The organism is Bacillus sp. SJ-10 (assembly GCF_002843505.1).
GTDB classification, from domain to species: Bacteria; Bacillota; Bacilli; order Bacillales; family Bacillaceae; genus Bacillus; species Bacillus velezensis.
Window position 1 is genome coordinate 510,332 of record NZ_CP025258.1, and the last position, 24,132, is coordinate 534,463.

Sequence of the window (24,132 nt, forward strand, 5' to 3'; positions counted from 1 at the left end):
AACCAGTCCTCTAATTTTTCATAAATCCTCGGTAATTACGTTTCACTAACTGGCTCTCCAGCTGCTTCATTGTCTCCAAGGCTACCCCGACGACAATTAACAATGATGTTCCGCCAATCTGTGCACTTTGAGGCAATCCAGCGAATTGAATGAAAAAGATAGGAAGAATGGAAATCACGGCTAAGAATATAGAACCCACAAACGTAAGTCGATACAAAATGCTCGTAATTCTATCTTGAGTCATTTTCCCTGGACGAACCCCCGGGATATAGCCACCCTGTTTTTTTAGGTTATCAGCCATTTGTTCAGGGTTTACCTGCACAAAAGCATAGAAGTACGTAAAGGCGATAATTAATGCGACATAAACCGCCATGCCCACCGGATGTGTATTGTCAAAGTTGGCTTGAATCCACTTTGTCACATTGTTTTCTCCGAAAAATGACGCGATAGTACGCGGCGTAATAAGAAACGCAACCGCAAAGATTACCGGAATAACCCCTGCCGGATTCACTTTAAGCGGAAGGTGAGTTGACTGGCCTCCGCCAACAGGTGAACGACCTTGCCCTTTTGCATATTGAATCGCGATTTTGCGTACGGCCTGCTGAATGAAAATAACACCAACAATAACGGCCAAAATCGCAATCGCCAGTAAGGCGATTTTCACAATATGAATAAACAGCTGATCGCTGCTGCCGACAAATTGAGTCTCATAAATCTGCCCAACAGTTTTCGGAATACTAGCCACAATCCCCGCGAAGATGATGATCGAAATTCCGTTACCTACTCCATTGGAAGTAATTTGTTCTCCCAGCCACATTAAAAAAGCAGTTCCTCCAGTGAGTACTAAAGCAATAATCAGATATGTCGATATGCCGGATTTTTCAATCAGCATACCGTTTGCCAGGTTGTTAAACCCGTAAGACATACCTAATGCCTGGATAAAACCAAGCACAATCGTAAAATATCTCGTGAACTGAGCTAATTTACGGCGGCCGACTTCACCTTGCTTAGACCACTCGGTAAACTTCGGCACAACATCCATCTGAAGCAGCTGAATGATGATCGAAGCAGTGATGTAAGGCGTAATTCCCATCGCAAAAATGGAAAACTGATAAAGCGCACCGCCGCCAAATGTGTTAAGGAGATCAAAAACCCCCATCGAACTTTGTGTCTGCAACGCCTGAGCATTTACATATGGCACAGGGATAAACGCACCTATGCGAAAGACGATAAGCATGAGTAATGTAAAAATGATTTTATTCCGAATATCACTCACACGCATAAAGTTGGAGATTGTCTTAAACAAGTTAGATCACCTCAGCTGTACCGCCAGCAGCTTCAACAGCTTCTTTCGCAGAAGCAGAGAATTTATTGGCTTTTACAGTTAATTTTTTCTCTAATTTACCGTTGCCAAGAATCTTTACTCCTGCATTAAGTTTGCTAATAACACCAGTCTCAAGAAGAAGTTCAGGAGTGACTTCCGTTCCTTCCGCAAAACCGTTCAATTTGTCTACGTTCACAATAGCGTATTCCTTACGGTTGATGTTTGTAAAACCGCGCTTAGGAAGACGTTGGAATAAAGGCATTTGTCCCCCCTCGAATCCAGGGCGTACACCGCCGCCAGAACGAGCGTTTTGACCTTTGTGACCTTTACCAGCTGTTTTACCGTTACCAGAACCAATACCACGACCTACGCGATTGCGTACTTTACGTGAACCTTCTGAAGGCTTTAATTCATGAAGTTTCATTAGGACACCTCCTTAGCCTATAATTTATTTTTATTGTTCTTTAACAGAAACTAGATGAGATACTTTATTAATCATACCGCGGATCGCAGCGTTATCTTCATGAACGACAGTTTGGTTTGTTTTCTTTAAACCAAGTGTTCTTACAGTAACGCGCTGATCTTCCGGGCGACCGATTACACTGCGTTTGAGGGTAATTTCTAATTTAGCCATTAATGTTCCCTCCTTATCCTAACAGTTCTTCTACAGATTTTCCACGAAGCTTCGCAACGTCTTCGGCACGTTTAAGCTCACTTAAACCTTGAAGTGTTGCACGGATCATGTTGATCGGTGTGTTAGAACCTAAAGACTTAGAAAGGATATCAGCAACGCCAGCAAGCTCAAGTACCGCACGTACAGGGCCTCCAGCGATAACTCCAGTACCTTCAGAAGCAGGTTTCAACAAGATATTGCCTGCACCGAAACGTCCGATGATTTCGTGTGGAATCGTAGTTCCAACCATTGGTACTTCAATCAAATTCTTTTTCGCATCTTCAACAGCTTTGCGGATTGCTTCAGGTACTTCTTGTGCTTTACCAGTACCGAAACCTACGTGACCGTTTTTGTCACCGACAACGACTAGAGCTGCGAAACGGAAACGACGACCACCTTTAACAACTTTCGCTACGCGGTTAACCGTAACTAAGCGTTCTTCTAACTCTAATTTGCTTGGGTCAATACGACGCATAATCATGTGTCCCTCCTTTTTTTATTAAAATTTCAGTCCGGCTTCACGAGCTGCATCGGCCAGAGCTTTTACACGTCCATGGTATAAGTATCCGCCGCGGTCAAATACTACGTCAGAAACACCTTTCTCAGAAGCGCGTTTCGCAACGAGTTCACCGACTTTAGCAGCAGCAGCGCTGTCACCAGTGCTTTCCACGTTCAAATCTTTATCGAGAGTAGAGGCACTAGCAAGTGTAACGCCATTTACATCATCGATGATTTGAGCATAAATGTGTTTGTTTGAACGGAACACATTCAGACGAGGTCTTTCAGCTGTGCCTGAAAGTTTAGCACGAACACGGGCATGTCTTTTTTGACGAGCAGCATTTTTGCTAGTTTTCGTAATCATCCTTAGGTCACTCCTTTCTTCACTTTAAGCGGTCTTACTTAGCAGATTTACCTTCTTTACGGCGAACAACTTCACCTTCGTAGCGGATTCCTTTACCTTTGTAAGGCTCTGGAGAACGTACAGCGCGGATGTTAGCAGCGATAGCTCCTACACGCTCTTTGTCTGTACCTTTTACAACTACTTTAGTTTGAGAAGGAACTTCGATTTCGATGCCCTCTTCAGGAACGATCTCAACAGGGTGAGAGTATCCAACGTTTAAAACAAGTTTGTTTCCGGATTTAGCCGCACGATAACCGACACCGACTAATTCCAAACCTCTTTCAAATCCTTTAGATACGCCTTCAACCATGTTTCCAAGCAGACTGCGAGTCGTACCATGCAGCGCACGGTGCTCTTTGTGATCAGAAGGACGAGTAACTGTAAGCACGTTGTCCTCAATTTTGATTTCCATATCAGGATGGAAAGTACGAGTTAATTCTCCTTTTGGTCCTTTTACAGCTACAGTGTTGCCTTCGTTCAGCGTTACTGTAACTCCAGAAGGGATCTCAAGCAGTTTTTTACCTACACGAGACATACTAAAACACCTCCATTCTTGTTAAACTTCTTACCAAACGTATGCTAGAACTTCTCCACCAGCTTGTTTTGCACGGGCTTCTTTGTCCGTTAAAACACCTTGTGATGTAGAAATAATCGCGATTCCAAGACCGTTAAGTACGCGAGGTACTTCATTTGATTTAGCGTATACACGCAAACCTGGTTTGCTGATTCTTTTAAGACCAGTGATAACGCGCTCGTTGTTTTGTCCGTATTTCAAGAAAACGCGGATGATACCTTGTTTGCTGTCTTCTACGAACTCAACGTCACGAATGAAACCTTCACGCTTTAAAATGTCAGCAATTTCTCTTTTCAATTTAGAAGCAGGAATTTCAAGCTTCTCATGACGTACCATGTTTGCATTGCGAATACGAGTCAGCATATCTGCAATTGGATCTGTCATAACCATTATATAATTACCTCCTTCCCATTCTTGGGGATTACCAGCTGGCTTTTTTCACGCCAGGAATTTGTCCTTTATATGCAAGCTCACGGAAACAAATACGGCAAAGTTTAAATTTACGAATGACTGAGTGCGGACGTCCGCAGCGTTCACAGCGAGTGTACTCTTGCACTTTAAACTTTGGTGTACGTTGTTGTTTCGCAATCATTGACTTTTTAGCCACGATTTCGCCTCCCTTTCATTGATTATTTCTGGAACGGCATACCTACTTGAGTTAATAGCTCACGAGCCTCTTCGTCAGAGTTAGCAGTCGTTACGATAACGATGTCCATTCCGCGAACCTTTGTTACTTTATCGTAGTCAATTTCAGGGAAGATTAACTGTTCTTTAATACCAAGAGTGTAGTTTCCGCGACCGTCGAAAGATTTCTTAGAAATCCCGCGGAAGTCACGTACACGCGGTAAAGATACAGAAATAAGTTTATCAAGGAAATCATACATGCGCTCTCCGCGAAGAGTTACTTTCGCACCGATAGGCATTCCCTCACGAAGACGGAATCCAGCAATTGATTTCTTCGCACGAGTAACGACAGGTTTTTGACCTGCGATAAACGTTAATTCTTCAACAGCACTGTCGATTGCTTTCGCGTTTTGAACAGCATCACCGACACCCATGTTGATTACGATTTTTTCGATTTTTGGCACCTGCATAACAGAGTCGTAGTTGAACTTCGTCATCAAAGCAGGTGAAATTTCTTTATTGTACTTTTCTTTAAGGCGGTTCATGAGATAGACCTCCCTTCCTTTAAATACTATTTATCTAAGACTTGCCCAGATTTTTTTGCAACACGAACTTTTTTGCCATCTTCCACTTTGTATCCTACGCGAGTCACTTCACCTGTTTTAGGATCGAGCGGCATAACGTTTGATACATGAATTGGCGCCTCTTGATTAGAAATACCGCCTTGAGGGTTTGCTTGAGTTGGTTTAGAGTGCTTCTTCACCATGTTTACGCCCTCAACTAGAACGCGGTCCTTTTTAGGGAAAGCAGCAAGGATCGTACCTTGTTTGCCTTTATCTTTACCAGAGATAACCATTACTTTATCGCCTTTTTTCACATGCATCCTGATCGCACCTCCTTGAGTAAGGCATTTATTTCATTAGATAACTTCTGGAGCCAGAGAAACAATTTTCATGAAGTTGTTTTCACGTAATTCACGGGCAACCGGTCCGAAGATACGAGTTCCACGCGGGCTCTTGTCGTCACGGATGATAACACATGCATTCTCATCGAAGCTGATGTATGATCCGTCAGTTCTGCGTGCTCCGCTTTTTGTACGAACGATAACAGCTCTTACGACTTCACCTTTTTTGACAACGCCTCCTGGTGTTGCTTGTTTAACCGTGCAAACAATTACATCACCAATGTTAGCCGTTTTACGTCCAGAACCGCCAAGAACTTTAATAGTAAGTACCTCACGCGCACCGGAGTTGTCAGCAACTTTTAAACGAGTCTCTTGTTGAATCATTATTTGTTACCTCCCTTCGGAAAAAGAATTCCGAACTTTATTAGATAATAACAGCTTCTTCGACAACTTCTACTAGACGAAAACGCTTAGTTGCAGATAATGGACGAGTTTCCATGATCTTTACGATGTCTCCGATTTTAGCTTGGTTATTTTCATCATGTGCTTTGAATTTCTTTGAGTATTTTACGCGTTTACCGTAAATAGGATCCTTTTTGTATGTTTCAACAACAACAGTGATGGTTTTATCCATTTTGTCAGAAACAACACGGCCTTGGTAAACTTTGCGTTGGTTACGTTCGCTCATGCTCACGACCTCCCCTCAGTGATTATTTGTTGGCAGCAATTTCTCTTTCACGAATCACAGTTTTCATGCGCGCGATAGCTTTGCGCACTTCACGAATGCGAGCAGTATTTTCAAGTTGTCCTGTCGCTAATTGAAAGCGAAGATTGAAAAGTTCTTCTTTAAGAGACTTTACTTTTTGTTCAATTTCAGCAGTGGTAAGGTCACGAATTTCATTAGCTTTCATTTGATTCACCACCAATTTCTTCACGTTTTACGAACTTCGTTTTAATTGGCAATTTGTGAGATGCAAGACGAAGAGCTTCACGAGCTACCTCTTCAGACACACCAGAAATTTCAAATAAAACTTTGCCCGGTTTTACAACAGCTACCCAGCCTTCAGGAGCCCCTTTACCGGAACCCATCCGTACCTCAAGCGGTTTAGCAGTGTAAGGTTTTGAAGGGAAAATTTTAATCCAAACTTTACCGCCACGTTTCATGTAACGAGTCATCGCAATACGTGCAGCTTCGATTTGGCGGTTCGTGATCCAAGAAGCTTCAAGAGCCTGGATACCGTACTCACCAAAATGTACTTCAGTACCGCCTTTAGCGCGACCGCGCATTTTTCCGCGATGCTCTCTGCGATATTTAACGCGTTTTGGTAATAACATATTATTTTCCTCCTTCCTCAGTTTTCTTCTTAGTAGGAAGAACCTCTCCACGATAGATCCAGACTTTTACACCAAGCTTACCGTAAGTTGTGTCAGCTTCAGATGTTGCATAGTCGATGTCAGCACGTAAAGTGTGCAATGGAACAGTTCCTTCACTGTAGTATTCAGAACGAGCAATGTCAGCTCCGCCAAGACGGCCGGAAACCATTGTTTTCACACCTTGTGCTCCAGCACGCATAGTGCGTTGGATTTGTTGTTTCTGCGCACGGCGGAAAGAAATACGGTTTTCTAGTTGACGAGCGATGTTGTCAGCTACAAGCTGAGCATCAAGATCTGCTCTTTTGATTTCAAGAATGTTAATGTGTACACGCTTGCCAGTAAGGCTGTTAAGGGCTTTACGAAGTGCTTCAACTTCAGATCCGCCTTTACCGATTACCATACCAGGCTTAGCAGTGTGGATCGTAATGTTAACGCGGTTTGCTGCGCGCTCGATTTCTACTTTAGAAACAGAAGCGTCAGAAAGGCGTTTGCTAATGAATTCACGAATTTTTAAATCTTCGTGCAGGAAGTCAGCGTAATCTTTACCAGCGTACCACTTAGATTCCCAATCACGAATGACTCCGATACGAAGACCGACTGGATTTACCTTTTGACCCACTACTTATCCCTCCTTCTTTTCTGATACAACGATTGTAATGTGGCTCGTACGTTTGTTGATTTGGCTCGCACGTCCCATAGCACGCGGGCGGAATCTTTTTAACGTTGGGCCTTCGTCAACAAATGCCTGAGAAATAACCAGATTGTTAGCGTCCATCTCGTAGTTGTGCTCAGCATTTGCGATAGCAGATTTTAAAACTTTTTCGATGATCGGAGAAGCAGCTCTCGGAGTTAAGTTCAGGATAGATACTGCTTCGCCTACTTGCTTACCTCGAATCAGGTCCATTACTAGACGTGCTTTACGAGGAGCAATACGGACTGTTCTTGCAACAGCTTTAGCTTGCATTTAAAAGCCTCCTCTCTTAGCGTCTTGTTTTTTTATCGTCACTGGCGTGGCCTTTGTAAGTACGAGTCGGTGCGAATTCGCCCAACTTGTGGCCTACCATGTCTTCAGAAATGAATACAGGCACGTGTTTACGTCCGTCATATACTGCGATAGTGTGACCGATAAATTGTGGGAAAATAGTTGAACGGCGAGACCAAGTTTTTACAACTTGTTTCTTGTCCGTTTCATTTAATTTCTCGATTTTTGTCATCAAGTGTCCATCGACAAATGGTCCTTTTTTCAAGCTGCGAGCCATTTTGGAACCTCCCTTCGTGATTGCACTACGGTCCGAAATGAACCGTAGACAACCCCGTTATTTATTTTTACGACGACGTACGATAAATTTATCAGATTTGTTCTTTTTCTTACGTGTCTTGAATCCAAGAGTCGGTTTGCCCCAAGGAGACATTGGTGATTTACGTCCGATTGGCGCGCGACCTTCACCACCACCGTGCGGGTGATCGTTAGGGTTCATTACAGAACCGCGGACTGTAGGGCGGATGCCTTTCCAGCGAGAGCGTCCTGCTTTACCAACGTTGATCAGTTCGTGCTGCTCGTTACCTACTTGACCGATAGAAGCGCGGCAAGCAGAAAGGATCATGCGAACTTCACCAGAGTTAAGACGTACAAGAACGTATTTGCCTTCTTTACCAAGAACCTGAGCAGATGTACCAGCTGAACGTACAAGCTGTCCGCCTTTACCAGGTTTTAATTCAATGTTATGCACAACTGTACCAACTGGGATGTTGATAAGCGGAAGTGCGTTACCTACTTTGATGTCAGCTTCAGGGCCGGACATGATTTCAGTACCTACTTGAATTCCTTTTGGTGCAAGAATGTAACGTTTTTCTCCGTCTACATAGTTGATTAGTGCAATGTTAGCTGAACGGTTTGGATCGTACTCAACTGTAGCAACGCGTCCAGGTATACCATCTTTATCGCGTTTGAAGTCGATAACACGGTATTGGCGTTTGTGTCCGCCACCTTGGTGACGTACAGTCAATTTACCTTGGTTGTTACGTCCGCCTTTTTTGTGAAGGGGCGCAAGCAAGGATTTTTCCGGCTGGTCAGTCGTGATTTCAGCAAAATCTGAAGTTGTCATGCCACGACGTCCGTTAGAGGTCGGTTTATACTTTTTAATCGCCATTTTGAATTTCCCTCCTTCTTTTTACAGATAATTAAGCTTCAAAAATTTCGATTTCTTTGCTGTCTGCAGTAAGTTTTACGATCGCTTTTCTGCGACGGCTAGTCATACCAGTGTAGCGGCCGACACGTTTTGATTTCCCTTTGTAGTTCATGATGTTGACTTTGTCAACTTTCACTCCAAAGATACTTTCAACTGCATCTTTCACTTCTGTTTTATTAGCTCTTACATCAACTTCAAAAGTATATTTTTTTTCAGTCATTAAATCAGCAGAACGTTCAGTAATGACGGGGCGCTTAAGAACATCACGAGGATCTTTCATTATGCAAGCACCTCCTCTACTTTTTCAACCGCAGCTTTTGTAATCAGAAGCTTCTCGTGGTTGACAACGTCTAACACGTTGATTCCGTTAGCTTGAACAACTGTAACTCCAGGGATGTTGCGTGCAGAAAGAGATACTGCTTCGTTTGCATCCGCAGTTACGATTAAAGCTTTTTTCTCAACAGATAATCCTTTAAGGATAGCTGCCATTTCTTTTGTTTTAACCGTATCAAGAGTAAGATCTTCAAGAACAATAATGTTGTTGTCGTTCACTTTAGAAGACAATACTGATTTGATTGCCAAGCGGCGAACTTTTTTAGGTAATTTGTAAGAATAGCTGCGTGGTGTTGGGCCGAATACGACACCACCTCCGCGCCATTGCGGTGAACGGATTGAACCTTGACGGGCACGACCTGTACCTTTTTGACGCCATGGTTTGCGACCTCCGCCGCGTACTTCAGAACGATTTTTTACTTTGTGAGATCCTTGACGTAAGGAAGCTCTTTGCATAAGAATAGCGTCGAATACTACGCTCTCATTTGGCTCAATTCCAAATACAGAAGCGTTTAATTCGATATCACCAGCAGTAGAACCGTTTTGGTTGTATAATGCTACTTTTGGCATGATCAATTTCCTCCTTTCCTAAGAGACTTATTTAGATTTAACAGCACTTTTAACAGTGATTAAAGTTTTTCTCGCACCAGGTACGTTACCTTTAATCAAAAGAAGATTGCGCTCAGCATCTACTTTTACGATTTCAAGGTTTTGGACAGTGATTTGATCTCCGCCCATGCGTCCAGGTAATAGTTTACCTTTGAATACACGGTTAGGATCTACAGGTCCCATTGAACCAGGACGACGGTGGTAGCGTGAACCGTGAGACATAGGTCCGCGAGATTGTCCGTGGCGCTTGATTGCACCTTGGAAACCTTTACCTTTAGATACTCCTGTTACATCTACGATTTCTCCTGCAGAGAAAATTTCAACCTTGACTTCCTGACCAATTTCATACGCATCCATATCCACGCCGCGTAATTCTTTAACGAAGCGCTTAGGAGCAGTTTCCGCTTTTGCAACGTGTCCTTTTTCCGGTTTGTTTGAAAGCTTTTCACGCTTATCGTCAAAACCAAGCTGGATCGCTTCATAGCCATCATTTTCAGCTGTTTTCTTTTGAAGAACAACGTTTGGAGCTGCTTCAATAACAGTTACCGGGATAAGATCACCGTTCTCTGCGAATACTTGCGTCATACCAATTTTTCTTCCTAAGATTCCTTTGGTCATTCGTCACACCTCCTATTAAGATCATTCTATATTTTAGAATTAAAGTTTGATTTCGATATCGACACCAGATGGTAAGTCTAATCGCATGAGAGCATCAACAGTTTGTGGTGTTGGGTTCACAATGTCGATTAAACGTTTATGTGTACGCATTTCAAATTGCTCACGAGAATCTTTGTATTTGTGCACCGCACGAAGGATTGTGTAAACTGATTTTTCAGTTGGCAACGGAATCGGACCAGATACGCTGGCACCAGAACGTTTTGCCGTTTCAACAATCTTCTCTGCAGATTGATCAAGGATTCTATGATCATATGCTTTTAAACGAATACGAATTTTTTGTTTTGCCATTATTTTCCCTCCTTTTCGCCTACATCACGTTAGACAGTTCTCCGTGAGAAAAACCTGATCACCTTGCCATGGCAAAGCGGCCGGGTGTGTCAGCAACCTCTCACTTCATCGCAGTCAAAGACCAACATACACTATTATACAGAAAATAGACGTATGTTGCAAGGTTTATTTAAAGAACCTTGTGGTTTTCACACTTTGATTATTATACAGGTGATACCATGATTAATCAAGGATATGCCTGTTTTCTTTCAGAGATGGAACGACGCGAACCGGCTGACAACTTCGGCAAAGCGATCCGGCTCCTCCAAGTGAGGCGAATGGGCTGAGTTCTCAAACCAATGCCATTCTTTATACGGCACATCAACCTTCTGATAATATTCATAAGACGTCGTCCCCGGGACCGTCAAATCGTATCTCCCTGACATAAAACAGCACGGTATTATAATAGAAGAAACTGATTCCCCGGCATCAAAGAAAATGAGATCCTCCCACAGGTGTTTCAGGCTGAACATTTGACCCCGCACGGCTAAGAAGCTCCCTCTCACACCGTACGGTTCACCAAACAGCATTCGCCCCCCTGCTTTAAGAGCGCCGATCGGATGATGGGTAAAGCCCCCTCCCCTCATCTCGATACAAAGCAGAAACAACGTTCGCTGCAGCTGTTTCTCCCATGGAGGCGCTCCGATAAAGCTCAGCGTCTTTTCCAGCAGGAAATGTTTGCGTTGCCTGCTCCATTCCATCATCAGCCGGTAAGCTTCCGTTTCTTCCTTTTGAATATTAACCACCTGACTGATACCGATATACCCATAATACAAATCAGGCCTTTCTTGAAGAACATGAAGCGCCAGAACTGAACCCCACGAATAGCCGGCGATATATATTTTTTGCCTGCTGAATTGCTTGCATAAGCGTTCGGTCAAATGAATGGCGTCAGCTGTCAGCTGATCCAAAGTCATAGATGAACCCGGAATTTCCTTTGAATAAGAGAGACCCGCCCCTCTCTGATCCCAGTTCACAACGGTGAAATACTTTTCCAGCTTATTCTGATATTTTCTCGCATAGCCGATTTGAGGCGTGCCGGGACCGCCGTGCAAAAATAAAAGCAGCGGATTACTCCTGTCATCACCATTAATCATAATGGTTTGTTCACTGCCATTAATCAGCAATTGCTGAAGCATTGAAATACGATTGGTTTTCTTGAAGTTATCGATCATCGCTCTGCTCCTAAAATTTGTATACGTTCTATTATACATGGAATCAGCGGGGAAACAAAAAAACGAGGCCCCATAAGGGACCCCGCATTAATGAACGAGTCGATTACTCAGTGATTGTAGAAACAACGCCTGAACCAACTGTACGTCCGCCTTCACGAATAGAGAAACGAGTTCCTTCTTCGATAGCGATTGTAGAGATAAGTTCAACGATCATTTCAGTGTTATCTCCAGGCATAACCATTTCTACGCCTTCTGGAAGATTGATGATACCAGTTACGTCAGTTGTACGGAAGTAGAACTGAGGACGGTAGTTAGAGAAGAATGGAGTATGACGTCCACCCTCTTCTTTAGAAAGAACGTAAACTTCAGCTTTGAATTTGCTGTGTGGAGTGATTGTACCTGGTTTAGCAAGTACTTGTCCACGTTGGATGTCTTCACGAGCTACACCGCGAAGAAGTGCACCGATGTTGTCTCCAGCTTCAGCGTAGTCAAGAAGCTTACGGAACATTTCAACACCTGTAACAGTTGTTTTGCTGTTCTCTTCTTGAAGACCGATGATTTCAACTTCGTCACCGACTTTAACTTGTCCGCGTTCTACACGGCCAGTAGCAACTGTACCACGACCAGTGATTGAGAATACGTCCTCAACTGGCATCATGAATGGTTTGTCAGTGTCGCGTTCTGGAGTTGGGATGTACTCATCAACTGCAGCCATAAGTTCAAGAATTTTTTCTTCGTACTCAGCGTCACCTTCAAGAGCTTTAAGAGCAGAACCTTTAACAACTGGTACATCATCACCAGGGAAGTCGTATTCGCTAAGAAGATCGCGAACTTCCATTTCAACAAGCTCAAGAAGCTCTTCGTCGTCTACCATGTCGCATTTGTTAAGGAATACTACGATGTATGGTACACCAACGTTTTTAGAAAGAAGGATGTGCTCACGAGTTTGTGGCATTGGGCCATCAGCAGCAGATACTACAAGGATAGCTCCGTCCATTTGCGCAGCACCAGTGATCATGTTTTTAACATAGTCAGCGTGTCCTGGGCAGTCAACGTGTGCATAGTGACGAGTGTCAGTTTCGTACTCAACGTGTGCAGTAGAGATTGTGATACCGCGCTCACGTTCTTCTGGAGCACCATCAATTTGATCGTACGCCATAGCTGTACCTTTACCAGATTTCTTATGAAGTACTGTTGAGATAGCAGCAGTTAATGTTGTTTTACCATGGTCAACGTGTCCAATTGTACCGATATTGGCATGTGATTTGGAACGGTCGAATTTTTCTTTAGCCATTCTAAAATCCTCCTTAAGAGCTTTTAATTAGTAATGTATAGAGTGATAGAAAGTGAAAGCAAGCTTTCACTCCCTCATCTTACAATAGTAGTTATACTTGAGTTAAGTGGCAAAATCAATTATTCGCCTTTATTTTTTTTGATAATTTCTTCAGCGATGCTCTTCGGCACTTCTTCGTAGTGATCCATGAACATTGTGAACGTACCGCGTCCTTGCGTGTTAGAACGAAGGGCAGTAGCGTAACCGAACATTTCAGCAAGAGGTACCATCGCACGCACAACTTGAGCGTTACCGCGAGCTTCCATACCTTCTACGCGTCCGCGACGAGAAGTAACATCACCCATGATGTCTCCCATGTATTCTTCAGGAATAACAACTTCAACTTTCATGATTGGTTCAAGAAGAACTGGGTTACATTTGCTGACTGCATTTTTCAATGCCATAGAAGCAGCGACTTTAAACGCCATTTCATTTGAGTCAACATCATGGTAAGATCCATCAAAAAGTTTCGCCTTGATGTCGATTAGCGGGAATCCGGCTAGGACACCATTTTCAAGAGAGTCTTCAAGACCTGCTTGTACGGCTGGGATGTATTCACGAGGAACAACACCACCGACGATTGCGTTTTCGAATTCAAAGCCAGCGCCTTCTTCGTTCGGTTCAAATTCGATCCAAACGTGACCGAACTGACCGCGTCCGCCTGATTGACGTACGAATTTACCTTCAACTTTTGCACCGGTACGGAATGTCTCACGGTACGCAACTTGAGGAGCACCAACGTTAGCTTCAACTTTGAACTCACGCTTCATACGATCAACAATGATATCAAGGTGAAGCTCACCCATACCAGAGATGATTGTTTGACCCGTTTCAGGGTTTGTTTGTGTACGGAATGTAGGATCTTCTTCAGCAAGTTTCGCTAAAGCGATACCCATTTTATCTTGGTCAGCTTTTGATTTAGGCTCAATCGCTACGTCGATAACAGGCTCTGGGAATTCCATTGATTCAAGGATTACAAGATCCTTCTCATCACATAGAGTATCTCCAGTAGAAGTATCTTTTAGACCTACAGCAGCTGCGATGTCTCCAGCGTAAACAGTAGAGATCTCTTCACGGCTGTTAGCGTGCATTTGAAGGATACGTCCTACGCGCTCACGCTTGCCTTTTGTAGAGTTCTTTACATATGAACCGGAATCAAGTGTACCGGAATATACGCGGAAGAATGTCAGCTTACCGACATAAGGGTCAGTCATAACTTTAAATGCAAGTGCAGAGAACGGCTCTTCATCAGAAGAATGACGAACGATCTCTTCATCTGTATCAGGACGTACACCTTTGATTGCAGCAACATCAGTTGGCGCAGGAAGGTAGTCAAGAACAGCATCAAGTACAAGCTGAACACCTTTGTTTTTGAAAGCAGAACCAACAAGTACAGGGTAGAATTCAACATTCAGTGTACCTTTACGGATAGCAGCTTTCAGTTCAGGGATAGTGATTTCTTCACCTTCAAGGTACTTTTCCATAAGCTCTTCATCAAGCTCAGCTACAGCTTCAATCAGGCTGCTGCGAAGCTCTTCAGCTTGCTCTTTGTACTCTTCAGGGATTTCTTTCGCATCTGAACGAGTTCCAAGGTCATCTTCGTAGAAATACGCAACGTTTTCTACTAAGTCGATGATACCTTCGAAGTTGTCTTCAGCGCCGATCGGCAATTGAATTGCGTGAGCGTTAGCTTGAAGACGGTCTCTTAAAGTGCCTACAGAGTAAAGGAAGTCTGCGCCGATTTTGTCCATTTTGTTGACAAATACAACACGCGGTACTCCGTAAGTTGTTGCTTGGCGCCATACTGTTTCTGTCTGAGGCTCAACACCTGATTGAGCATCAAGTACGGCAACCGCACCATCAAGTACACGGAGTGAACGTTCAACTTCAACTGTGAAGTCTACGTGTCCCGGTGTATCGATGATGTTTACACGGTAACCTTTCCACTGTGCAGTCGTTGCTGCAGAAGTGATTGTGATACCGCGTTCTTGTTCCTGCTCCATCCAGTCCATTTGCGAAGCACCTTCGTGAGTTTCGCCAATTTTGTGGATACGGCCTGTGTAGAACAAGATCCGTTCTGTAGTAGTCGTTTTACCGGCATCGATGTGAGCCATGATCCCGATATTACGAGTTTTTTCTAAGGAGAACTCTCTTGCCATTGGGTAATTTCTCCTTCCTTATTAGGGAATTATTATTTTGATTATATGAATCCTACCAGCGGTAGTGAGCAAATGCTTTGTTCGCTTCTGCCATCTTGTGAGTGTCTTCACGTTTCTTAACGGCAGCACCAGTGTTGTTAGCTGCATCAAGAATTTCGTTAGCCAGGCGCTCTTCCATTGTTTTTTCTCCGCGAAGACGCGCATAGTTAACCAACCAGCGAAGACCAAGAGTTGTACGGCGTTCAGGACGAACTTCTACAGGCACTTGGTAGTTAGCTCCACCTACACGGCGTGCTTTTACTTCAAGTACAGGCATGATGTTTTTCAATGCTTGTTCGAAAACCTCCATTGCATCATTGCCAGTGCGTTCTTTAATGATATCGAATGACTTGTATAGGATTGTTTGAGATTTACCTTTTTTACCGTCGATCATCATTTTGTTGATCAGGCGGGATACCAGCTTAGAGTTGTAAAGCGGATCAGGTAAAACATCTCTTTTTGCTACAGGACCTTTACGTGGCATCTGAATATCCTCCCTTCATAGTTTTAATGATTTATTTGATTACTTTGCTTTAGGACGTTTCGTACCGTATTTAGAACGGCCTTGCGCACGGTTTTCAACTCCGGCAGTATCAAGCGCGCCACGAACGATGTGGTAGCGTACCCCCGGTAAGTCTTTTACACGTCCGCCGCGGATCAGTACAACGCTGTGCTCTTGCAGGTTGTGACCGATACCAGGAATGTAGGCAGTAACCTCGATTCCGTTAGTCAAACGAACACGAGCATATTTACGAAGTGCTGAGTTCGGTTTTTTCGGTGTCATTGTACCCACACGAGTACATACCCCGCGTTTTTGTGGAGAAGATACGTTAGTGTGCTCTTTTTTAAAGCTGTTGTATCCTTTGTTTAGTGCAGGTGACTTAGAGTTTTCAACTTTGCTCACGCGTCCCTTGCGAATTAGCTGATTAATTGTAGGCATGTTGTGTTCCTCCCTTCATTACGTTTTATAACCCACATACCCAGGTGGTTCATCATTAGGCAAAAAACAATGTCTTTACACAAGATTGATATCTTATATAAAAACAAAAAGTACGCTATAACATAATGGCAACAGCTGCTGCTCCCACTTCAATTCCGCAGGCTTTGCCGAGCTTTTTCATGGAATCCACCATACAGACAGCGGTATTTTGGTTCTTTGCAAGCTGGATAACGCCAGCCGTAAGAACTGAATCCGCGTCTTTTGCCACGACGACTTCCTTCACTGAACCTCGTTTTAGAGCTTTCACTGTTTGCTTCGTACCAATAATAATTGATTTGGCCTGTGATACTTTATCATAAGACATAAACATATCCTCCAAAGTAACAGGTTTTATTTCGAGCACCTTGGTTATATTATCACTCTGCGGGACGGATGTCAACAACGTATGACATTTTTTAGTGCAGTCCCCCGCCAGAATAATTGTAATACTGAGGAAAAGCTGTCGAAACAGCCTTTCCTGCAGCAGTTTCTGTTATTCAGCCGGAACCATATCTTCCGAAGGCTGAACGTTTGAAACAGGTTTTACTTTTCTGTAATTCATCATACCGGTACCGGCCGGAACCAGTTTACCGATGATAACATTCTCTTTCAGGCCGAGAAGTTCATCGCGCTTGCCTTTAATCGCAGCATCTGTAAGAACGCGTGTTGTTTCTTGGAATGATGCGGCAGACAAGAATGAATCCGTCTCGAGTGAAGCTTTCGTGATACCGAGAAGGACAGGACGTCCTGTAGCAGGTCGATTGCCTTCAAGCAGCACTTTTTTGTTCGCTTCTGTGAATTGGTGAATATCAAGCAATGTGCCAGGGAGAACATCAGTATCTCCGGCATCGATCACACGGACTTTGCGAAGCATCTGGCGAACCATTACTTCTACGTGTTTATCGCCGATTTCAACCCCCTGCATACGGTAAACCTTCTGAACCTCATGCAGAAGATATTCCTGAACCGTTGTCAGGTCAGTGACTTTAAGAAGTTCTTTCGGATCGATTGAACCTTCTGTCAGCACTTGACCGCGGGTAATCTGATCACCCTCAGCCACTTTCAGGCGTGAGTTGTAAGGAGCCGTGTATGAACGTGTCTCAACAGCGCCCTGAACAACAATCTCCTGCTGTTTGTCGCGTACTTCATTGATTTCGGCAATTGTACCGTCAATTTCAGAAATCGTCGCTTGACCTTTCGGATTACGCGCTTCGAAAAGCTCCTGGATACGCGGAAGACCTTGTGTGATATCGTCTCCGGCAACCCCGCCTGTGTGGAACGTACGCATCGTTAACTGTGTTCCAGGCTCACCGATAGATTGAGCGGCGATAATACCTACTGCTTCGCCGACTTCAACATCAGTTCCGGTTGCAAGGTTACGTCCGTAGCATCGTTTACATACACCATGAGGAGTGTTACATGTGAACGCAGAACGGATCCACACTTCTTCGATTCCGGCTTCAACGATTTCCAGCGCTTTATCTTCATCGATCAATTCATTTTCGTTAATGAGCACAGCACCCGTTTCAGGATGTTTGATCTGTTTTCTGGCGAAACGTCCGATCAGACGCTCTTCCAGACGCTCGATGATTTCCGTGCCTTCTTTGAGCGGTTTTGCAAGAATACCGCGGTCTGTTCCGCAATCTGTTTCACGAATGATAACATCCTGCGCAACATCAACAAGACGGCGTGTAAGGTAACCTGAGTCAGCTGTTTTCAGGGCGGTATCGGCAAGACCTTTACGCGCACCGTGAGTGGAGATAAAGTACTCCAATACTGTCAGACCTTCACGGAAACTTGATTTAATCGGCAATTCAATGATTCGTCCAGCCGGGTTGGCCATCAGACCGCGCATACCCGCAAGCTGTGTAAAGTTAGATGCGTTACCACGGGCTCCTGAGTCACTCATCATGTAGATCGGGTTGACTTCGTCTAATGATTTCATCAGTTTGCCTTGGATAACATCTTTCGCTGAACTCCAAATTGAAATGACTCTTTCATAACGTTCTTCTTCGGTGATTAAACCGCGTCTGAACTGTTTCAGGACATTATCAACTTTGCTTTGTGCTTCTTCAAGGATTTCCTGTTTGTCATCGAGAACGACGATATCAGAAACCCCTACTGTGATGCCGGCTTTCGTTGAATATCTGAAACCGAGGTTTTTCATGCGGTCAAGCATTTTAGACGTTTCCGTGATATGGAATCGTTTAAAGATTTCCGCGATGATTTTACCGAGAATACCTTTTTTAAACGGTGCGTTGATCGGCTGCTCAGCAATCACAGCTTTTACGTCAGCACCTTTATCTAAGAAGAAACGGTCAGGTGTCTTCTCTTCAATGTTGCTCTTCGTTGGTTCATTCATGTAAGGGAATGATTCCGGAAGAATTTCATTGAAGACGAGCTTACCGACAGTTGTAATTAACAATTTTGAACGCTGTTCTTCAGTAAATGTCACATTCTTAAGGGAGTTCGCTGCAACAGCTACTCTCGTATGAAGGTGAACATAACCGTTTTGATAAGCAAGAAGCGCTTCGTCTGTATTCTTGAAGACCATACCCTCGCCGACTGCTCCGGCGCGCTCAAGCGTCAGGTAGTAGTTTCCTAATACCATATCCTGAGACGGCGTAACAACCGGTTTACCATCTTTAGGGTTCAAGATGTTTTGGGCTGCAAGCATCAGAATACGTGCTTCAGCTTGAGCCTCAGCTGATAAAGGTACGTGAACCGCCATTTGGTCACCGTCAAAGTCAGCGTTATAAGCTGTACATACTAACGGGTGAAGACGGATGGCGCGTCCTTCAACAAGCGTCGGTTCGAAAGCCTGGATACCTAATCTGTGAAGAGTAGGGGCACGGTTCAGTAAGACCGGATGCTCCTTAATGACAGATTCAAGTACATCCCATACTTCAGGCTGCACGCGTTCGATTTTGCGTTTTGCGCTCTTGATATTGTGAGCAAGGCCTTTTTCAACAAGCTCTTTCATGACGAAAGGCTTGAAGAGCTCAAGCGCCATTTCCTTCGGCAAACCGCACTGATACATTTTCAGATGCGGACCTACGACGATAACGGAACGTCCTGAGTAGTCTACACGTTTACCGAGAAGGTTCTGACGGAAACGCCCTTGTTTCCCTTTCAGCATGTGAGAAAGAGATTTAAGCGGACGGTTACCCGGTCCGGTAACCGGACGGCCGCGGCGTCCGTTGTCAATCAGAGCATCGACTGCTTCCTGAAGCATACGTTTTTCGTTCTGAACGATGATGCTTGGCGCGCCGAGGTCTAACAGACGTTTTAAACGGTTATTACGGTTGATGACACGACGGTAAAGGTCGTTCAGGTCAGACGTTGCGAAACGTCCGCCGTCAAGCTGAACCATCGGTCTTAATTCAGGCGGAATAACCGGAAGCACGTCGAGGATCATCCAAGACGGCTTGTTTCCTGAATTACGGAAGGCTTCAAGCACTTCAAGGCGTTTGATCGCACGTGTACGGCGCTGTCCTTGAGAAGTCTTCAGCTCTTCTTTTAACATATCAACTTCTTTGACAAGGTCGATGTCCTGCAGAAGTTTATTAATGGCTTCCGCACCCATAGAGGCTTGGAATTTGTTTCCGTACTTATCCAGATACGCACGGTATTCCTTTTCAGATAAAAGCTGTTTCTTTTCGAGCGGTGTATTGGCCGGGTCAGTTACGACGTAAGAAGCAAAGTAAATAACTTCTTCCAGCGCACGCGGTGACATATCCAATACAAGACCCATACGGCTCGGAATACCTTTGAAATACCAAATGTGAGAAACCGGGGCAGCCAGTTCAATATGCCCCATTCTCTCACGACGGACTTTAGCCCGCGTTACTTCAACTCCGCAACGGTCACAAACTACGCCTTTATAACGAACCCGCTTGTACTTGCCGCAATGACATTCCCAGTCCTTAGTCGGTCCGAAAATGCGTTCGCAGAACAGGCCGTCCTTTTCAGGTTTCAATGTACGATAGTTTATCGTTTCAGGCTTTTTCACTTCACCAAAAGACCATGAACGGATTTTATCCGGTGAAGCAAGACCGATGTTCATATACTCAAAATTGTTCACATCTAGCAAGGGGCCTACCTCCCTTTTTATCTTCGGATTAACCGATGTCACTTGCCTTTATCAATCAGAGACTATTCTTTCGTTACTGCGTCACGTTCAACGTCTGGAGATGCTGTTTCTTCCGGCGCTTCATCACCTGATAATGCAAGGCCGTCAGCCTGTTTCGCATCTTCCTCGTCTTCTAGATCTCTCATTTCTATTTCTTCTTCATCGCCTGAAAGGATTTTTACGTCCATACCTAAGCTTTGAAGCTCTTTGATCAATACTTTGAATGATTCCGGAACACCAGGCTCTGGAACATTGTCGCCTTTGACGATGGCTTCATATGTTTTCACACGTCCGACCACGTCATCGGACTTCACAGTCAGGATTTCTTGAAGCGTGTAAGCTGCGCCGTAAGCTTCAAGCGCCCAAACCTCCATCTCACCGAAACGCTGTCCGCCGAATTGGGCTTTACCGCCGAGAGGCTGCTGCGTAACAAGTGAGTAAGGACCTGTAGAACGGGCATGAAGTTTATCATCAACCATGTGCGCCAGTTTGATCATGTACATGATTCCGACTGATACACGGTTGTCGAACGGTTCTCCCGTACGGCCGTCATAAAGAACTGTTTTAGCGTCTCTTGACATGCCTGCTTCTTCAAGTGTTTCCCACACATCTTCTTCACGCGCGCCGTCAAATACAGGTGACGCGATGTGAATGCCGAGGTAGCGGGCAGCCATACCCATGTGAAGTTCTAATACCTGACCGATATTCATACGTGATGGTACACCCAGCGGGTTAAGCATGATATCGATCGGCGTGCCGTCAGGAAGGTAAGGCATATCTTCTTCAGGAAGAATCTTCGAGATAACCCCTTTGTTTCCGTGACGTCCGGCCATTTTATCACCTTCAGAAATCTTACGTTTCTGAACGATATATACGCGTACAAGCTGGTTCACTCCCGGAGGAAGTTCGTCGCCGTCTTCACGGTTGAAGACTTTTACGTCGTGGATAATTCCGCCGCCGCCGTGAGGCACACGGAGAGAAGTATCACGGACTTCACGCGCTTTTTCTCCAAAGATCGCATGCAGAAGGCGTTCTTCAGCCGTAAGCTCAGTTACACCTTTAGGCGTTACTTTACCTACGAGAAGGTCTCCGTCGTTGACTTCCGCACCGATACGGATAATTCCGCGGTCATCAAGATTGCGAAGCGCGTCTTCCCCTACGTTTGGAATATCGCGGGTGATCTCTTCCGGCCCAAGCTTTGTATCACGTGCTTCTGATTCATATTCTTCAATGTGAATAGATGTGTATACATCATCTTTCACAAGGCGTTCACTCATGATGATGGCATCCTCATAGTTGTAACCATCCCATGTCATGAAGCCGACCATTACGTTGCGGCCGAGAGCAAGTTCACCAAGCTCCATTGAAGGTCCGTCAGCAAGGATTTCTCCTTTGACTACTTCATCGCCGACACTGACGATCGGACGCTGGTTGTAGCACGTACCTTGGTTGGAGCGGACAAATTTCAGCAAGCTGTACTTATCCAGGTTGCCTTTTACTTTTTGGCCGTCAATTTCTTCATAGCGGCGCACCCATACGTTTTTCGCTTCCACCCGTTCAACGATACCAGGGTGTTTACAAATAACGGCTGCACCGGAGTCTTTACCGGATACGTATTCCATACCCGTTCCGACGATCGGAGCTTCCGGCTGCATCAAAGGCACAGCCTGACGCTGCATGTTCGCTCCCATGAGGGCGCGGTTCGAGTCATCGTTTTCCAAGAACGGAATACATGCTGTCGCAGCAGAAACAACCTGTTTAGGAGATACGTCCATGTAATCCACGCGGTTGCGGGCTACAACGGTGTTTTCCCCTCTGAAACGCGCTACGATGCTGTCATCCAAGAAAGAACCGTCATCGCTCAGCTTAGCATTCGCTTGGGCTACGACATAGTTATCCTCTTCATCAGCAGTCAGGTAGTCGATTCTAGGCGTTACTTTTCCTGTTTCAGGATCAACGCGGCGGTATGGCGTCTCAATGAAACCAAAGCGGTTTACTTTCGCAAATGATGACAATGAGTTGATCAAACCGATGTTCGGGCCCTCAGGCGTTTCAATCGGACACATACGGCCATAGTGAGAGTAGTGAACGTCACGTACTTCCATACCTGCGCGCTCACGTGTCAAACCGCCCGGTCCGAGAGCTGACAGACGGCGTTTGTGCGTCAATTCAGCAAGCGGGTTCGTCTGATCCATGAATTGAGAAAGCTGTGAGCTTCCGAAGAACTCTTTAATAGACGCAATAACAGGTCTGATGTTAATCAGCTGCTGCGGCGTGATTGTATTTGTGTCTTGAATAGACATTCTTTCACGTACGACACGTTCCATCCGGCTTAAACCGATACGGAATTGGTTTTGCAGGAGCTCACCTACAGAACGCAGACGGCGGTTTCCGAGATGGTCGATATCATCAGTGTCGCCCACTCCGTGCAGGAGGTTGAAGAAGTAGCTGATAGAAGAAATAATATCAGCAGGCGTAATGTTTTTAATCGCCTCTTCGATGTAAGCATTGCCGATCACATTGATCGTCTGCTCTCCTTCTGCATCGGTAGGAGCATAGATTTTAATGGATTGAAGCATCACTTCATCCTCGACGACGCCGCCGTTAGGATAAAGTTTTCTGAAGCCGATTCCATTTTCTAAGTATGGCAGTACTTTATCAAGTGTTCTTCTGTCAAGAATCTGCCCTTTTTCAGCGAGAATTTCACCGGTTTCCGGATCCACCAGTGTTTCTGCAAGTCGCTGGTTAAACAGGCGGTTCTTGATATGAAGCTTTTTATTAATTTTATAGCGTCCTACATTCGCAAGGTCGTATCGCTTCGGATCGAAGAAACGGGAATCCAGCAAGCTTTTTGCGTTTTCTACTGTAGGCGGCTCTCCGGGACGAAGGCGCTCATAGATTTCAAGAAGCGCTTTGTCACTGTTTTCAGTGTTGTCCTTATCCAGTGTATTGCGGAGATATTCGTTCTCACCAATGAGATCGAGAATCTCTTGGTCGGAACCGAAGCCGAGAGCACGCAAAAGAACCGTAACCGGCAACTTACGTGTGCGATCAATGCGGACATACACAACATCTTTCGCATCAGTTTCGTATTCTAACCATGCGCCACGGTTTGGAATGACAGTCGCGGTAAAACCTTTTTTACCGTTTTTGTCTACTTTACCACTGAAATATACACTTGGAGACCGAACAAGCTGAGATACGATAACACGTTCTGCACCGTTAATGATAAAAGTACCTGTATCTGTCATAATAGGGAAATCACCCATGAAGACATCTTGGTCTTTTACCTCTCCAGTTTCTTTGTTAATTAAACGAACCTTCACTCTTAGCGGAGCTGAGTAAGTCACATCACGTTCTTTTGATTCCTCTACAGGATATTTAGGCTCACCTAAACTATAATCAATGAACTCAAGAGAGAGGTTACCAGTGAAATCCTCAATTGGTGATATGTCTTGAAACATCTCTCTAAGACCCTCATCAAGAAACCACTGATAAGAAGAGGTTTGAATTTCAATGAGATTTGGTAATTCTAACACTTCGCTAATGCGAGCATAGCTTCTGCGCTGGCGGTGTCGTCCATACTGAACTAGTTGACCTGTCAACTGATTCACCCCTCAAATCATGCGTATTATATGTGTAATAAGCATTTCTTCCAAAGAAAGAAAATACTTTTACAAGACAAAAGAAAAAAGGGTTTCTAATTAAGAAAACCACATCCAAAAACAAATACCGATTTTATTAGCATTTCCATGTTTGTATAATTTATACATGCACTATGATTATTTCAGCATATCATGCAAAA

General features: G+C 44.5%; 30 protein-coding genes. All 30 read right to left on the bottom strand.

Translation table 11 applies throughout. The features are described 5' to 3' along the window. Positions 1–10: 10 nt before the first annotated feature. Positions 11–1,306 (bottom strand): preprotein translocase subunit SecY, encoded by a 1,296-nt coding sequence (secY, locus tag CXL14_RS02575; protein WP_014416751.1) that lies wholly within the window; start codon positions 1,304–1,306, stop codon positions 11–13. Between the two features lies 1 nt (position 1,307). After that, a complete protein-coding gene (rplO, locus tag CXL14_RS02580) occupies positions 1,308–1,748 on the bottom strand; it encodes a 50S ribosomal protein L15 (protein ID WP_003156499.1) in 441 nt (146 codons plus the stop codon). A gap of 30 nt (positions 1,749–1,778) precedes the next feature. Continuing rightward, positions 1,779–1,958, bottom strand: coding sequence for a 50S ribosomal protein L30 (gene rpmD / locus CXL14_RS02585; RefSeq protein WP_003156497.1), 180 nt, complete (start codon positions 1,956–1,958; stop codon positions 1,779–1,781). Positions 1,959–1,971: 13 nt separating this feature from the next. Further along, a complete protein-coding gene (gene rpsE, locus CXL14_RS02590) occupies positions 1,972–2,472 on the bottom strand; it encodes a 30S ribosomal protein S5 (RefSeq protein ID WP_003328273.1) in 501 nt (166 codons plus the stop codon). Positions 2,473–2,496: 24 nt separating this feature from the next. Then, a complete protein-coding gene (rplR, locus tag CXL14_RS02595) occupies positions 2,497–2,859 on the bottom strand; it encodes a 50S ribosomal protein L18 (RefSeq protein ID WP_003156492.1) in 363 nt (120 codons plus the stop codon). A gap of 34 nt (positions 2,860–2,893) precedes the next feature. Next, a complete protein-coding gene (rplF, locus tag CXL14_RS02600; protein WP_003156490.1) occupies positions 2,894–3,433 on the bottom strand; it encodes a 50S ribosomal protein L6 in 540 nt (179 codons plus the stop codon). A gap of 30 nt (positions 3,434–3,463) precedes the next feature. Next, complete coding sequence (rpsH, locus tag CXL14_RS02605) at positions 3,464–3,862, bottom strand: 30S ribosomal protein S8 (protein ID WP_003156489.1); 399 nt, start codon at positions 3,860–3,862, stop codon at positions 3,464–3,466. A 31-nt stretch (positions 3,863–3,893) separates the two neighbouring features. Then, complete coding sequence (gene rpsN / locus CXL14_RS02610) at positions 3,894–4,079, bottom strand: 30S ribosomal protein S14 (protein WP_003156488.1); 186 nt, start codon at positions 4,077–4,079, stop codon at positions 3,894–3,896. Between the two features lie 22 nt (positions 4,080–4,101). Then, positions 4,102–4,641, bottom strand: coding sequence for a 50S ribosomal protein L5 (gene rplE / locus CXL14_RS02615; protein ID WP_003156487.1), 540 nt, complete (start codon positions 4,639–4,641; stop codon positions 4,102–4,104). Between the two features lie 26 nt (positions 4,642–4,667). Then, positions 4,668–4,979 (bottom strand): 50S ribosomal protein L24, encoded by a 312-nt coding sequence (gene rplX / locus CXL14_RS02620; RefSeq protein WP_003156486.1) that lies wholly within the window; start codon positions 4,977–4,979, stop codon positions 4,668–4,670. A gap of 36 nt (positions 4,980–5,015) precedes the next feature. After that, positions 5,016–5,384, bottom strand: a complete 369-nt coding sequence (gene rplN, locus CXL14_RS02625) for a 50S ribosomal protein L14 (protein WP_007410404.1) — start codon at positions 5,382–5,384, stop codon at positions 5,016–5,018. Between the two features lie 40 nt (positions 5,385–5,424). After that, positions 5,425–5,688, bottom strand: coding sequence for a 30S ribosomal protein S17 (gene rpsQ / locus CXL14_RS02630; protein ID WP_003156484.1), 264 nt, complete (start codon positions 5,686–5,688; stop codon positions 5,425–5,427). A 22-nt stretch (positions 5,689–5,710) separates the two neighbouring features. Beyond that, positions 5,711–5,911: a 50S ribosomal protein L29 gene (gene rpmC, locus CXL14_RS02635; protein ID WP_003156482.1), complete on the bottom strand. Its 201-nt coding sequence runs from the start codon at positions 5,909–5,911 to the stop codon at positions 5,711–5,713. After that, a complete protein-coding gene (gene rplP, locus CXL14_RS02640; RefSeq protein WP_003156478.1) occupies positions 5,901–6,335 on the bottom strand; it encodes a 50S ribosomal protein L16 in 435 nt (144 codons plus the stop codon). The genes rpmC and rplP overlap by 11 nt, the downstream gene beginning before the upstream one ends. 1 nt (position 6,336) lies before the next feature. Continuing rightward, positions 6,337–6,993 carry a 30S ribosomal protein S3 gene (gene rpsC, locus CXL14_RS02645; protein ID WP_003156476.1) on the bottom strand — a complete coding sequence of 219 codons (657 nt, stop codon included), beginning with the start codon at positions 6,991–6,993 and terminating at the stop codon, positions 6,337–6,339. A gap of 3 nt (positions 6,994–6,996) precedes the next feature. Further along, positions 6,997–7,338, bottom strand: a complete 342-nt coding sequence (gene rplV, locus CXL14_RS02650; protein ID WP_003156475.1) for a 50S ribosomal protein L22 — start codon at positions 7,336–7,338, stop codon at positions 6,997–6,999. A gap of 16 nt (positions 7,339–7,354) precedes the next feature. Next, positions 7,355–7,633: a 30S ribosomal protein S19 gene (gene rpsS, locus CXL14_RS02655; protein ID WP_003156472.1), complete on the bottom strand. Its 279-nt coding sequence runs from the start codon at positions 7,631–7,633 to the stop codon at positions 7,355–7,357. 57 nt (positions 7,634–7,690) lie between these two features. Then, positions 7,691–8,524, bottom strand: a complete 834-nt coding sequence (rplB, locus tag CXL14_RS02660; protein WP_003156470.1) for a 50S ribosomal protein L2 — start codon at positions 8,522–8,524, stop codon at positions 7,691–7,693. A gap of 31 nt (positions 8,525–8,555) precedes the next feature. Then, the gene (gene rplW, locus CXL14_RS02665) at positions 8,556–8,843 is read right to left on the bottom strand and encodes a 50S ribosomal protein L23 (protein ID WP_003156467.1); all 288 of its coding nucleotides are present in this window, start codon (positions 8,841–8,843) and stop codon (positions 8,556–8,558) included. Then, positions 8,843–9,466: a 50S ribosomal protein L4 gene (gene rplD, locus CXL14_RS02670; RefSeq protein ID WP_007615239.1), complete on the bottom strand. Its 624-nt coding sequence runs from the start codon at positions 9,464–9,466 to the stop codon at positions 8,843–8,845. Before rplD ends, rplW begins: the two co-directional genes overlap by 1 nt. A gap of 27 nt (positions 9,467–9,493) precedes the next feature. Next, on the bottom strand, positions 9,494–10,123 hold the full coding sequence (rplC, locus tag CXL14_RS02675; protein WP_007410402.1) for a 50S ribosomal protein L3: 630 nt from the start codon (positions 10,121–10,123) through the stop codon (positions 9,494–9,496). Positions 10,124–10,162: 39 nt separating this feature from the next. Beyond that, entirely contained in the window at positions 10,163–10,471 is a 309-nt protein-coding gene (gene rpsJ, locus CXL14_RS02680; protein ID WP_003156464.1) for a 30S ribosomal protein S10, read from the bottom strand. Positions 10,472–10,719: 248 nt separating this feature from the next. After that, positions 10,720–11,685 (bottom strand): alpha/beta fold hydrolase, encoded by a 966-nt coding sequence (locus tag CXL14_RS02685; RefSeq protein ID WP_014416749.1) that lies wholly within the window; start codon positions 11,683–11,685, stop codon positions 10,720–10,722. 103 nt (positions 11,686–11,788) lie between these two features. Further along, the gene (tuf, locus tag CXL14_RS02690) at positions 11,789–12,979 is read right to left on the bottom strand and encodes an elongation factor Tu (RefSeq protein WP_007410400.1); all 1,191 of its coding nucleotides are present in this window, start codon (positions 12,977–12,979) and stop codon (positions 11,789–11,791) included. Positions 12,980–13,098: 119 nt separating this feature from the next. Then, a complete protein-coding gene (gene fusA, locus CXL14_RS02695) occupies positions 13,099–15,177 on the bottom strand; it encodes an elongation factor G (RefSeq protein ID WP_007410399.1) in 2,079 nt (692 codons plus the stop codon). Positions 15,178–15,229: 52 nt separating this feature from the next. Then, complete coding sequence (gene rpsG / locus CXL14_RS02700; protein ID WP_003156447.1) at positions 15,230–15,700, bottom strand: 30S ribosomal protein S7; 471 nt, start codon at positions 15,698–15,700, stop codon at positions 15,230–15,232. Between the two features lie 39 nt (positions 15,701–15,739). After that, positions 15,740–16,156, bottom strand: a complete 417-nt coding sequence (gene rpsL, locus CXL14_RS02705; RefSeq protein WP_003156445.1) for a 30S ribosomal protein S12 — start codon at positions 16,154–16,156, stop codon at positions 15,740–15,742. A 115-nt stretch (positions 16,157–16,271) separates the two neighbouring features. Beyond that, positions 16,272–16,520, bottom strand: a complete 249-nt coding sequence (locus tag CXL14_RS02710; RefSeq protein WP_003156443.1) for a 50S ribosomal protein L7ae-like protein — start codon at positions 16,518–16,520, stop codon at positions 16,272–16,274. 168 nt (positions 16,521–16,688) lie between these two features. Then, positions 16,689–20,288, bottom strand: a complete 3,600-nt coding sequence (gene rpoC / locus CXL14_RS02715; protein WP_007410398.1) for a DNA-directed RNA polymerase subunit beta' — start codon at positions 20,286–20,288, stop codon at positions 16,689–16,691. 62 nt (positions 20,289–20,350) lie between these two features. Continuing rightward, positions 20,351–23,932 (bottom strand): DNA-directed RNA polymerase subunit beta, encoded by a 3,582-nt coding sequence (gene rpoB / locus CXL14_RS02720; RefSeq protein ID WP_017419472.1) that lies wholly within the window; start codon positions 23,930–23,932, stop codon positions 20,351–20,353. Positions 23,933–24,132 lie beyond the last annotated feature (200 nt).